This is a genomic window from Paenibacillus sp. DRB1-1 (genome assembly GCF_052119485.1).
In the GTDB taxonomy this organism is placed as follows: domain Bacteria; phylum Bacillota; class Bacilli; order Paenibacillales; family Paenibacillaceae; genus Paenibacillus; species Paenibacillus polymyxa_B.
The window spans coordinates 3,408,378-3,420,231 of sequence record NZ_JBODQH010000001.1 but is presented as its reverse complement, the minus strand read 5'-3'; the positions used below and the strand labels follow the sequence as shown (position 1 = coordinate 3,420,231).

General features: G+C 42.7%; 12 protein-coding genes. 6 read left to right on the top strand and 6 right to left on the bottom strand.

The annotated features are described in order from the left end of the window. Positions 1 to 2: 2 nt before the first annotated feature. Positions 3 to 890: a LysR substrate-binding domain-containing protein gene (locus ACQW03_RS15060; protein WP_025722497.1), complete on the bottom strand. Its 888-nt coding sequence runs from the start codon at positions 888 to 890 to the stop codon at positions 3 to 5. A 117-nt stretch (positions 891 to 1,007) separates the two neighbouring features. On the opposite strand from ACQW03_RS15060, the gene ACQW03_RS15055 reads away from it, so the two are divergent. From ACQW03_RS15055 to ACQW03_RS15040, 4 genes are all read left to right on the top strand, one after another. Further along, complete coding sequence (locus tag ACQW03_RS15055; RefSeq protein WP_441950378.1) at positions 1,008 to 2,168, top strand: MFS transporter; 1,161 nt, start codon at positions 1,008 to 1,010, stop codon at positions 2,166 to 2,168. Between the two features lie 203 nt (positions 2,169 to 2,371). Further along, positions 2,372 to 2,905, top strand: coding sequence for a MarR family winged helix-turn-helix transcriptional regulator (locus ACQW03_RS15050; protein WP_272639157.1), 534 nt, complete (start codon positions 2,372 to 2,374; stop codon positions 2,903 to 2,905). Positions 2,906 to 3,040: 135 nt separating this feature from the next. Continuing rightward, positions 3,041 to 4,360, top strand: a complete 1,320-nt coding sequence (locus tag ACQW03_RS15045; protein WP_441950375.1) for an HlyD family secretion protein — start codon at positions 3,041 to 3,043, stop codon at positions 4,358 to 4,360. Further along, entirely contained in the window at positions 4,344 to 5,594 is a 1,251-nt protein-coding gene (locus tag ACQW03_RS15040; protein ID WP_441950373.1) for an ABC transporter permease, read from the top strand. Before ACQW03_RS15045 ends, ACQW03_RS15040 begins: the two co-directional genes overlap by 17 nt. A 120-nt stretch (positions 5,595 to 5,714) precedes the next feature. Here the strand turns inward: ACQW03_RS15040 and ACQW03_RS15035 are convergent, their stop codons facing one another. Then, the gene (locus ACQW03_RS15035) at positions 5,715 to 6,275 is read right to left on the bottom strand and encodes an NAD(P)H oxidoreductase (RefSeq protein WP_441950371.1); all 561 of its coding nucleotides are present in this window, start codon (positions 6,273 to 6,275) and stop codon (positions 5,715 to 5,717) included. Between the two features lie 161 nt (positions 6,276 to 6,436). On the opposite strand from ACQW03_RS15035, the gene ACQW03_RS15030 reads away from it, so the two are divergent. Next, the gene (locus ACQW03_RS15030; RefSeq protein WP_013373192.1) at positions 6,437 to 6,832 is read left to right on the top strand and encodes a winged helix-turn-helix transcriptional regulator; all 396 of its coding nucleotides are present in this window, start codon (positions 6,437 to 6,439) and stop codon (positions 6,830 to 6,832) included. Positions 6,833 to 6,873: 41 nt separating this feature from the next. Here the strand turns inward: ACQW03_RS15030 and arsC are convergent, their stop codons facing one another. From arsC to ACQW03_RS15010, 4 genes are all read right to left on the bottom strand, one after another. Then, positions 6,874 to 7,293, bottom strand: a complete 420-nt coding sequence (gene arsC / locus ACQW03_RS15025) for an arsenate reductase (thioredoxin) (RefSeq protein WP_071643118.1) — start codon at positions 7,291 to 7,293, stop codon at positions 6,874 to 6,876. A gap of 25 nt (positions 7,294 to 7,318) precedes the next feature. Continuing rightward, positions 7,319 to 8,608, bottom strand: coding sequence for an arsenic transporter (locus ACQW03_RS15020; RefSeq protein WP_441950369.1), 1,290 nt, complete (start codon positions 8,606 to 8,608; stop codon positions 7,319 to 7,321). An 87-nt stretch (positions 8,609 to 8,695) separates the two neighbouring features. Continuing rightward, positions 8,696 to 9,046 (bottom strand): ArsR/SmtB family transcription factor, encoded by a 351-nt coding sequence (locus ACQW03_RS15015; protein WP_441950367.1) that lies wholly within the window; start codon positions 9,044 to 9,046, stop codon positions 8,696 to 8,698. A gap of 80 nt (positions 9,047 to 9,126) precedes the next feature. After that, entirely contained in the window at positions 9,127 to 10,719 is a 1,593-nt protein-coding gene (locus ACQW03_RS15010; RefSeq protein WP_441950365.1) for an alkaline phosphatase family protein, read from the bottom strand. Positions 10,720 to 10,903: 184 nt separating this feature from the next. Here ACQW03_RS15010 and ACQW03_RS15005 point away from each other — a divergent pair, with 184 nt between their 5' ends. Next, positions 10,904 to 11,677, top strand: coding sequence for an alpha/beta fold hydrolase (locus tag ACQW03_RS15005; RefSeq protein ID WP_076294338.1), 774 nt, complete (start codon positions 10,904 to 10,906; stop codon positions 11,675 to 11,677). Positions 11,678 to 11,854 lie beyond the last annotated feature (177 nt).

The following is an 11,854-nucleotide window of genomic DNA, read 5'->3' as shown; positions in this document are numbered from 1 at the left end:
CCTCACTTTTGTGTATCAAATTTAAAATATGTCTCCATTCTTTTGATGAAAGCTTTCGCGGCTGGACTTAAATATTTATCTACACGATAAAACATTTCTAAATGTCGGGTAGGTGCATGCTTGATGGGAATGGCTCGAATTCCTATTGATCCAAAGCTGTCAATCAGTTGACTCGGCTGAATCGTAGCTCCAATCCCCTCTTTCACCATTTGAAACACAGATGTTGCTGATCCTGTTTCCATCAAAGGATGGATAGAAATACCTTCTTCTTCACACCAACGATCCACCAAATCACGTCCAACAAATCCTTTGGGATACATCACTAAAGGTATGTCTGCCAAGTCTCCCGGTACAATCATATCTTTGTCTGCTAAATGATGCTCTATATTCACATACAAGCTATGGGTTTCTGTATAAAAAGGAATCCGGTGCAAACGGTGATCCGAATGAATCTCCAAACCTACTCCAATATCAACTTTATTATCGAGCACTTGATTGTAAATATCAATGGAGGGAATAACTTGAACTTTTGTATTAGGAAACTCCTTATGAAAACTAATTAGAATGGGGGTTAACCGATAATCCAGATCCGAGGGAAGAACCGCTACGCGCAAGTGACCGTTATTGAGGTTGGTCAGATCAGATATGGCGTTTTTCGCATTTTCCAACTGCTGAATGACTTGTGAGGCGTAGTGCTCCAGAAGCTCGCCCGCTTCCGTCTTCACTGTTTTCTTGCCAATACGGTCGAACAATGGGACTCCCAATTCATCTTCCAATACGCGTATTTGCTGGCTTAGCGTGGGTTGCGAAATCCCCAGTTTGTAGGCAGCTTCAGAAAAATGCAGCTCTTTACACAATCGAAGAAAATATTGCAATTGTCGAACTTCCATGGAATCTCGCCTCCAAACAATAGTCTATAGCTATTGTTTATATAGAATAAATAGTATTGATCTATTATAAAGCGAACTCTACAATGAGTTCAATGTTAAAGAAAAGAGGTGTCTCGAATGCGCTTGTTGTATCTCATCATGATTATATTTTTTATCTCGTTAAATTTAAGACCCTCCATTACTTCCGTCGGGCCTTTACTGGATGTCATTCAAGATAATTTGGGACTATCCGGGGTGACCTCCAGTTTAATCACGGCGCTCCCCATTTTTTGTATGGGTCTCTTCTCTCTGTCATCTATCTGGCTCCAACATCGTTTAGGGGTTGAAAGATCTTTGCTAGTAGCCATGCTTTTGATCCTTCTTGCCACGTTTCTACGTATGTTCGTTCATCATACATTCTTTTTGCTCGCTACCGCCTTATGCTCGGGAGTGGGCATAGGAATCGCCGGGCCTCTAATTGCGGGATTTATCAAAAAATATTTTCCTGAAAAACCGGGTTTAACCGGGCTATATTCCGTTTCTATGGTGATCGGGGCAGCCGTTGCATCCAGCTTTTCAGTACCCCTATTTCAACAAATGGACTCCTGGCAGCACGCTCTAAGCTTTTGGAGTATTTTAGCGGTTCCCGCTGTGGTACTCCTTCTCCCCCTGCTCCAAAAAAGAGAAGTTCCTAAAGAAGTTCCTAAAAAAAACCTGCAAATTTCAGCTTTTTTTATTAAAAACAAAAGGGTACATTTATTTACTTTATTTTTTGGATGTATGGCGGCTATTTTTTACGCTATAACCGCTTGGTTGGCTCCCATCGTACAAGCTACTGGCTTAGACCGTTCTCAATCTGGTATGACCCTTACCCTATTTACATTGGTTCAAATTCCGGTAAGCTTTTTAATTCCTCTCCTGGTTGGTAAATCAGGTAACAGAAGAATGTGGCTACTACTATGTAGTTTATCTGAATTTTTTGGCATCATTCTGCTTATGTTACACTTTTCTCCTTGGGTAGCTGCTATTTTTCTGGGCATGGGAGCTGGTGGACTGTTTCCTTTAGCGCTACTCATTCCGATTGAGGAGGCCGCTCATGCAGAAGAGGCCACCTCATGGTCTGCGATGATGCAATTTGGTGGCTATTTGTTGGGCTCTCTCGGTCCTACTTTAATCGGGTTGAGTCTCGACCTTTTTGAAACATCTATTCCAACCTTGTTCTTACTGGCTATGATCATATGTACGATGATTGGGGTGGGCTTAAAGATCGGGAACAAAACTAAAAAGTTAAACTACTAATGTTCCCTCTTGTTCATCTGACCATGGATACAATCCAACAATTTAACCACCTCGTATTGAGTCCTCAGTGGGCAAGCACTTACTGCAAATCGAGGTGGCTTTCTCAACAAAATTTAGCTTGAAATTTAATTCTTTATAGATTAATATTAGTCGGCTAACTAATTTGTCGATTGGAACATACTGTAAGAAGAAAGGAGAACCCTATGGATTTTGATTTACGGGACTTGCCCACTCGTGAGGCGCTGCAAGAATTTTCTAAGCGTATCCCCGAGATTGATGTAAGAGCGACAGAAGCTATGCTATTTTTTATGCGAGTATCTTCCAGTGTTTTTAAAGTCAGTTTTGAGGGCTTTGAGAAATTCGGTATATCTCATGGAAAATTTTCAATACTAATTCTTCTGTACCGCAACATCCATACAGGATTGCTGGCTACAGAGCTTGCGGAGAAAGTAGGGGTTAGCAAGCCTACCGTTACCGGTCTACTTGATCGCCTGGAACGCGATGGGCTTACTATGAGATCCGTACACCCTTCCGACCGCCGTATGAGCATTGTTAAACTGACCGAACAAGGAACAGAAATGATGGAAAGACTGCTGCCTACACATTTTACAAGCACTTCCACACTGATGAGCCACCTATCCACCGATGAAAAAGAGCTGCTCCTGATGTTACTGAAAAAAATAGAAAGCGGCATCCCTCAAGCAAAAGAGATATATAAAGCAGCAAAGCCAGAATAAGTTTTAATTTTGTATTTTAGTTAGTCGGCTAACTTTTTTAATTATTAAATAAAAGAATAAATAAAATGTACATATCAGGATATTTATTCGAGTCTATGTTTAACTCATTTTAGGAATTTAAGGAGCGTATTACTTATGAATCGCACACAAGTCGCCAGCCTCATCATCCCTGTCATTTCTATTGCCTGCCTTATCGGCGGGGGGTTCCTGCTTCAGACCAACGGACAAGATCAAGTCAATGCTTCTCGATCCGTTAAAGGAACAACGCTAAATTCGGATAGCATTCATGTATCGTTTGAACAAGTAGGCGGCAAAGTCCTGAACATCCCGGTAATAGAAGAAACTAAGGTAAAAAAAGGAACTGTCCTTATGACTTTGGATTCTAAAGATGTGGATTTGCAAATTGAGCAACTGCGGACACAAATTGCCCAGTTCAATACGCAAATCAGCCAACAACAACAATCCATCCATTTAGGGTATACACGAGCAACAACTCAGGAAAAACAGGCACAGCTAGATATCGCGCAAGCTCAAGTGACTGAGAGTAAAAGTCAGGCCGCATTGCAGCGGGCACAAGCGGCTGAGCGTCAAGCCACTGCTGCGGAACAACAGGTCAATAACGGGGCTCGGGATGAAGATGTTCAGCAGCAACGAATTGCCGTAGCCTCAGCTACCAAAAACGTTCAGACAGCGCAGACCAACTATAAGCGTAATAAAGCACTCTATGATGCAGGAAGTGCATCCAAAGCAGCGTTGGATGATGCCGAATCCTCCTTGACTTTAGCGACAAATCAGTTGAGTCAGCAAAAAGAGTCTCTTCAAAAGCTACTTCATGGCGCCACTTCTGAAGAACGTATGCAGGCCAGTGAACAGACGACACAAGCAGCCGTTTCGGTAAAACAAGCCGAGGAGGAAATTCGCGGTGCCCAATTGTCCGTCGATCGTTCCAAGACCCAACTGGAAACCATTCAGCAGAGCCGTCAACAGTTGGCTGACCAGAAGCTGGCTATTGACCTCTTAAAGCAACAAAAAGACACACAGGAAGTTCAGCTTAAAACGTTGCTGCTCAAAAAGGAACGCCTGGTGTTAAAAGCACCACAGGATGGCAAGGTTACTTCGATTAGTACCAAAGTCGGCGAAAATGTGGCGCAAGGGGCTCCTGTGATTACCCTGGAAACCAACGATTTATATTACGATCTCTATGTGAATGAAGAACAAGCGGGTAAATTCAAGGCCAACCAAGAAATTAAAACTCATATCTCTGGTCTCAATAAGGATTTGAAAGGTACTGTACGCTATGTAACTGCTGCACCACAATTCGCTAATGTGAAGATGTCCCGTGAAAAAGGAGAAGCAGATACCGCTACATTCCAGGTACGTGTATATGTAACAAGAGAAGCAACTTTGCTACCAGGCATGACAGTTGAGGTGAATACAAATGAAATCTCTTCGTGATGAATGGTCGTATCTGGTTCACTCCAAGTATCCGATCATAGCAATCATCTTCCCGTTGATTGCCGTACTGGGGTATTCACTGTTGCTCCCAAGCAGCCAGATTAACGACGCTAACGTGGTAGTGGTGGATCAAGATAACACAGCTTACAGCCGTGAGTTCATTCAGAAAATAGATGCTTCTCCGTATATGAACGTAGCTGAGATTGTGTCGTATACGGACAACCCTGAACAATATTTTTATCATGAGCAATATTTGGCTGTTATTTCCTTGCCGCATGGTTTAGAGGATAATCACAATCGCTCCCTTTCCAGCCGCGTGGGTCTCATTCTCGATAATACCAATGTACAATCTATTACTTCGATTCGTACAGCTATGCAGGAAATTAGCGTTTCCGAGAATATGGAACTGTCTGTCCCAGCTATGTTGAAAACCGGGATGAACGCAGAACAGGCCCAAGGGGCCCTCAATGGTATCGCCTTGGAGGTGCGTTCCCTGTTTAATCCAACCAATGACTATCAGAATACGACGATACTTGCATTCACTTGTATGTTCTCTTTTATGATACTAAACATAAATAGCTTACCTCTGGTCGCTAGACTCCAGGTTTCCAAGAGGCTGGCTGCTGAGCTGCAAAATCCGTTCAACATACTACTGCGTATGCTTCCTTATACGCTGTTTTCGACGGCTGGCTTAATCTTCTCTCTCGGGATGCTTAAAGTGTTTGGAGGAGGCCGTTTCGAGGCCAATCCGATTCTCTTTATAATTCCGGTTGTCCTGTATGTATTCGGTACCGTTTGTATCAATGTCCTGGTTGCATGGGGCGCTGCACATCCGGGAATAGCCATTGGCAGAATGGTGATGATACTCATGCCTGCTTTTGTTTTATCAGGGGCTGTTCTTTCCAGATCACTGTTTCCACCTTTAGCGATTCAAATCGGTGATTTCTTCCCCTTTGTATGGATGTATAAATTCCTGCGCACCATGGGTCTGCGTGGTGCACCTTTGCAGGAGATGCTTCCCGAACTCGGTTCTCTGTTACTATATGTGGGTGTACTCTCCATGCTGGTTATCGCCAGAGCCCTGTGGGAAAAACAAAAGCTGGCCAAGCAAACTGCGGGTTCTGCTTCTGAAAAGGGCTCACCACATCCCGTTATTCCAGCAAGCACAACTGGCGGCGGGTTATCTATGCAAGGAGCACCGTCAGCACCTATGCACGAGCCTATAAAAGGATAGAGTCTCGTCTATAAAATAAAAAAGGTTAAGTGCCGTCTAACGAGCCTTAACCCTTTTTCAATAATAGGATTTTGAAAAAACCTCAATAATATTAAATTCTCATTGTTATCAGAATAAAATTCACTTATATGCCCGACCTAATTGATAAGCGTGCTCCAGTAAACCTTCAATGTATTCTTTCGATTCGGACAAAGTATCATAGAAGAACTCTACCTTGGACTCTCTTACTCTTGCGTAACCAGCAATGGCTTTATTCAAATAATGAGTAACCAAATCGTGATATTCATACTTGATCAGATGTTCTTTCGTCCCTCCCGCCAAGCACATCCACAAAACCTGCTTCGTCGTAAATTCCTGAAGTAAACCTTTGTTCCAGACTTTATCCAGGTACCCTTTTAGCATGGAAGGCACACTGTACCACCATAGTGGAAACACAAAGACCAGAGCATCCGCAGCTGCAATTCTATCCATCTCTTTCCGCGTTTCAGGAGCATATTGTTTATGGGTCGTATTCCAATCCAGCTCATCTGCAGCACTGTACACCGGATTGTATCCATCCCGATCCAAGTCCAAAATATCTACCTCGTGCTTATTCTCTTTCAATCCCTCTACAAAACGATTCATGACCGCAAGGGTAAGTGAATCTTCTCTAGGATGCGTGACGACCAATAGAACTTTCATGTATCCGTAACCTTCTTTCTCCTCATAATTGTTGAACCCTGTCTACAGATGCTATTATGGATGTTATACATTAAAGTGTGAAGTACGCACTTCAATGTACTGTAGGTACTTTAAGGTTCCTTAGTGCCTTTTGTACTACAGATCGGAGAGGGGGAAAGTCTATGGAAGACAAAGCCAAAACCTATATGCTCGGGATCGAGGCAACTTTGGAGGTCATCAGTGGAAAGTGGAAAGGCATTATCCTACACCATTTAACCAGCGGCAGAAAACGTACATACGAACTTCGTCAACTCATTCCGAAAATCACCCAAAAAGTGCTCACCCAACAGCTTAGAGAGCTTGAAAAGGATGGAATCATCCACCGTATTATTTATAACCAAGTTCCCCCCAAAGTGGAATATGAGCTTAGTGAATATGGATGGGATTTTAAAGATCTGCTTGATCGTTTTTGCTTATGGGGAGAAGATCATTTGGATAGGATCTATGGAGATAAAACAAAGGTACTGGAAGAGTATTCTGTAAAGGAAAAAAACGCCAAACAAGCACCGCCTCTTTAAGGAGGCGTGCTTGTTTGAAATACTATAGCTATGCACCTTGTTTATTCACCAGTCTCCGCAAATTTCCGAATACGAGTCCCTACTTCATCCCGTACACGCTGGAATACGCTCCATTTCTCTTCTTCTGTTCCTTGTGCTTTAGCCGGATCATCAAACCCCCAATGTTCACGACGAACGTGCGGAGGTGTGATAGGACATTTATCAGCAGCATCTCCGCACAAGGTCACAACTAAATCAGCACCATTCAGCAAAAAAGAGTCAATAATATCTGAAGTTTGACCGGAAATATCGATCCCTATTTCATTCATCGCTTGCACCGCTTTAGGGTTAAGGCCGTGTGCTTCAATGCCCGCACTGTATACATTCCAATGGTCTCCCAAGTATTTTTTGGCCCAGCCTTCTGCCATTTGACTGCGACAAGAATTACCAGTGCACAAAAAGTAAATTGTCTTCTTTTCCATCATTACCGTCTCCTTCAATGTTCAATTATGAAATGATTAACCACAGATATAGGCCCAGTAGGGTAATAAAAAGTGTAGGAATAGTTAAGACAATGCCCGTTTTAAAATAAGTCCCCCAAGAAATTTTCACGTTTTTCGAACGAAGCACATGCAGCCACAATAATGTGGCTAACGAACCGATTGGGGTTATCTTCGGCCCGAGATCCGACCCAATGACGTTAGCATAAATCAGCGCCTCTTTGACTATACCGGTTGCATGGGTGGCATCAATGGCAAGCGCATTAATCATGACCGTAGGCATGTTATTCATGACCGACGAGATAATCGCCGCAATAAAACCCATGCCCATGGTGGCCACAAACATACCTTGATCGGCAGCCGCTTGAATCACATGGGCCAGCAGATCCGTCAAACCGGCATTACGTAGACCATACACCACAACATACATTCCGATGGAGAAAAATACGATAGCCCATGGAGCGCCCTTGATGACTTCTTTCATCGGCACTGCAGGGCTTCTACGCGCCATCAATAAGAAAAAGATAGCAATAATACCGGCCACCACCGAAACGGGAATATTAAAAAATTCGCATGCAAAGTAGCCAACGAACAAAACCGCGAGGACGATCCAGGACATACGGAACATCTTTGGATCTTTAATCGCTTCCGCAGGCGTGATTAATTGTGTCGCATCAAACGTTTTCGGAATTCTTTTGCGGAAAAAGAGATACAGTACTCCTATACTGGCAGCTAAAGAAAATAAATTAGGTATAATCATGCGACTCGCATATTCCATAAAGGTGATCCCAAAGAAATCGGCTGACACAATATTAACCAAGTTGCTGACCACAAGCGGAAGCGACGTCGTGTCTGAAATAAAACCGCTCGCTATGATAAAAGGAAAAACCATTTTCTCATCCAATTTAAGTGCCCGAACCATCGCCAGTACAATCGGTGTTAGTATTAAGGCCGCACCGTCATTCGCAAAAAAAGCAGCAACAACGGCGCCAAGAATGGTCACATAAACAAACATCCGGGTTCCGCTTCCTCGCGCAGCTCGTGCCATGTGAAGCGCCGCCCATTCGAAGAAGCCGATTTTATCAAGCACCAACGAAATCAGAATAATGGCTACAAAAGCCAGTGTCGCATTCCAGACAATATGAGTAACTTCCCAAACATCATGTAAATCGACTACACCCACTAACAAGGCGAGTATGGCACCGCCGCAGGCAGACCATCCGATGGACAGATTTTTAGGCTGCCAGATCACCAACACTAAAGTGGCTAAAAATATAATGCATGCCAACAAAATCAATGTTTTAAACCTCCATTACATTACCATATAAACATACACTTATATTAAAAACACCGTTTATCCCCAAGGATATAAACGGAGTAGACTTTAGGATGAACAAGCTGAGGAATCCGGTCCACAAAATGCGATCGGCTCCTCTTTATTCAGCCATTTTAAAATCTGCTTGCAGTCTGGCATTCTCTCAAGAACAGCTTGAATATGCGGCTTGTCGTCTACATTTAAGGAATAGTACACCCACTGACTTCGCCGTTCTTCTTTTACAATTCCTTGCGACTTTAATTTTCTCAAATGTTGGCTAACGGCTGGCTGAGACATATCAAAGATATCTACAAATTCGCAAACACACCATTCTCTCTCTCTTAGCAGGGAAAGCATAGCCAGCCGAGTTTTATCCCCCAATAGCTTTAAATGATCGGCTACATAACCAAGTTGATCCAAGGTGTGCCCCCTTTCCACTCATATAACTATATGCTTATATACTAATGGAGTACAGTTTTAATATCAAGCACGAATAATACTTATTCGTTCACCAATTGCATAATCCAGTCTTTTATATCAACGATTCGCAGTGTTTTGGGGAGTGTATTCGTTCCGGAAATAATTAATGGGACAAGGGAATCTTTTTCATGCAGCGATCCATGAGCTCCCCCTCCGATGTGGGTAGGAGAACTTTCGCCGACGAGTTCATATCCAGGTTGGACCGTGACGACAACATATCTTCCTTTATGTGAATTCATTGCCCCGTGTAGCCTCGCCAACACGTCTGGATATTTTCCATATTTGATCTGGTTGTTATTCACCGTAATATCCACAAGGTCCTCTTCGCCCGACAAGGTCCACGATTGCCCATATTCATCGATGAATTTTCCACCGGGATGATAAGAAAACAGCTTACCCTTTTTCCCCTTTGTAACATGAATATTGTTTTTACCATCTTTCATAGCGATAATATCGAGCTTGTCCTCATTTTGTAAAAGCTTCACCACGTTGGACAGCTCTACGTTATCGTTTATCGCATAGATATAAGCCATCCGTTCATTAGCGGCAATCACAATTTGGTCCTCGTCTCTTACTGGTTGATTTAATTTTACAATGCGGTAATGATTCAAAAGCGACTTTAAATCAACCGTTGCTACCTGTCGATCATCATAAATAGCGCTTTGCGCACTGTCACCCATGACAATCCATATCGCATTGTTTACAGCCTGTTCCCACGAACCATATGCATTCAACACAGTTTGCAGTGCTTGATCCGCTTTTTCGATTCCCTCCAGTTGAGTCGGGCCCTTTCTATGCGCCAAATTATCATTCTCTGGAAAGTATGTGATGGTTACGTCTGGAAGTTTTTTCTGGCTTATTAGAAAAGCGGTATCTTTTGCGGAAAATTCGTCGTTCATCCCAAATTTTTTCCACAAAGGAGTATTCCAGCTATTTTTCGGATTCAATTGTGCCAGAGCTGCATAAGATAACCATTTAGGCCCTGTTACTATCATTTTTTCTGGCACCCTGTTGCTATTCGCTATGAAGTCAGGCACTTTTAAGGCATGTTTCGTTTTCCCTCTAAAGACAATAGCATTGATGGACGCGGATTCTTTTCCTTTGTCGGCCAATTCCTCATGTATGGTTTTCGTTTTTTTATTCAAATGAACTTGGTTTAATTGGTAAATTGCGTCTAAGAATACTTGCAGTTGGTCTATCTTCAAGGCTTCTTTAACACCATTGCCGTAGAGAATCATGCGTTTCTTTGGGTCGCTGTACCAAACGAGTTCGGGTACATGATGTTGGTCTGCATACGTTCCCGTTAATAATGTACTGTCGATTGTCACAGACATCGTGGGAAATGAACTCACTACATGCGGGAAATATTGCCCTTGATTAAGGAGATATTGCATTGCCGGTGCGCGGCCTTCTTGAATCGCATCTTGCAAAGGTTTATCCATTAAAGAATCAATTAAGATCACAATGACAGGTTTTTTGCCCATTTGATTTACTGTGATAGGTGGCTTCACACTCTGTTGTTTTAGCTGTTGACTGGAGTCTGCTCTACAGCCCAAGATCATCAACAATAAACTCAGCACTAGTGCTATGGTAACCTTATTTTTCATGCCCATGTATGCGTCCCTTTCTTAGAAAAACTTGATCCTCTTATTTTTTCTTGTACTAAAAATATTATTCCTGCATTGGATCATCGGGACAAAGGTATCTCATACAAGCAATTAAAGTTACACCTCCATGAATTTTTTGGATCTAATAAGCCAAATTTAAGATCAAACCATTCAGGGAGGGAGCATAACCATGACTACTACAAACATAAACGAATACTCTATGTATTACATGGATTCCGGGGAAGGAATGGCCATCCTATTCATTCACCCTCCAGTACTCACAAGCTTAAATTTTACATACCAATTCCAAAGATTATCATCCGATTTTCGAACTATAGCTTTTGATATCAGAGGACACGGTAAAAGTCAGCCTTCCGAACAAACAGTTACTTATCCTCTCATCGCCCTGGATATTAAACATTTGATGGACCGGATGAGCTTAGATAAAGTATTTTTGTGTGGCTATTCTACCGGAGGCTCGATAGTACTTGAGTTCCTCTTGACTTATCCAGATCGGGCATGGGGAGGCATTGTTATCAGTGGAATGTCGGAAGTAAACGAATGGCGACTAAGAAACAAAATTTCTTTGGGCATTGCTCTTTCCAAAATCAGCGCAGTCGGTACGCTTGCCCTTTCTATTGCTTGGTCACAAACGAAACAACTATCTTTGTTCCGTAAGTTATTCAACGATGCGAAGCAGGGAAATCCCAGGAATGTCGAACAATATTACCGTTACAGCTTGAAGTACAACTGCACCTCACGGCTCGGGGAAATCCATCTTCCTGTCCTGCTCGTTTATGGTGAAGAAGATAAGCACTTTCATCCCTATGCCAAAATATTGCATCAACAATTACCAAATAGTGAGCTGGTTTTCCTTAAGAAAGCTGATCATCGCCTTCCTACGAAGGCCGCCGGATTGTTGAATGAACTGATCAAGCAGTTCGTAGATCGCTTCAGTCTTTAAGGCAAATCCTACAGGAAAATTTCACATACATATCTACACCCCACTCCTGTTACGTAAGCGTCAAATAGCCCCCACCTGTTCAACTAGATGAGGGCTAAGTTATGCTGAATTATGATTTAACAAGTTAGCGGAAGTGAAGCTGACCGAGGTGTTTCGGTCAATCTCGCCTTTGAACCC

What these genes read in the sequence shown, in the direction of transcription:
- ACQW03_RS15040 (WP_441950373.1), top strand. Translation starts at nt 4,344, where the DNA reads ATGAAATCTCTTCGTGATGAATGGTCGTATCTGGTTCACTCCAAGTAT.
- ACQW03_RS15050 (WP_272639157.1), top strand. Translation starts at nt 2,372, where the DNA reads ATGGATTTTGATTTACGGGACTTGCCCACTCGTGAGGCGCTGCAAGAA.
- ACQW03_RS15005 (WP_076294338.1), top strand. Translation starts at nt 10,904, where the DNA reads ATGACTACTACAAACATAAACGAATACTCTATGTATTACATGGATTCC.
- ACQW03_RS15030 (WP_013373192.1), top strand. Translation starts at nt 6,437, where the DNA reads ATGGAAGACAAAGCCAAAACCTATATGCTCGGGATCGAGGCAACTTTG.
- ACQW03_RS15010 (WP_441950365.1), bottom strand. Translation starts at nt 10,719, where the DNA reads ATGGGCATGAAAAATAAGGTTACCATAGCACTAGTGCTGAGTTTATTG.
- arsC (WP_071643118.1), bottom strand. Translation starts at nt 7,293, where the DNA reads ATGGAAAAGAAGACAATTTACTTTTTGTGCACTGGTAATTCTTGTCGC.
- ACQW03_RS15045 (WP_441950375.1), top strand. Translation starts at nt 3,041, where the DNA reads ATGAATCGCACACAAGTCGCCAGCCTCATCATCCCTGTCATTTCTATT.
- ACQW03_RS15035 (WP_441950371.1), bottom strand. Translation starts at nt 6,275, where the DNA reads ATGAAAGTTCTATTGGTCGTCACGCATCCTAGAGAAGATTCACTTACC.
- ACQW03_RS15060 (WP_025722497.1), bottom strand. Translation starts at nt 890, where the DNA reads ATGGAAGTTCGACAATTGCAATATTTTCTTCGATTGTGTAAAGAGCTG.
- ACQW03_RS15055 (WP_441950378.1), top strand. Translation starts at nt 1,008, where the DNA reads ATGCGCTTGTTGTATCTCATCATGATTATATTTTTTATCTCGTTAAAT.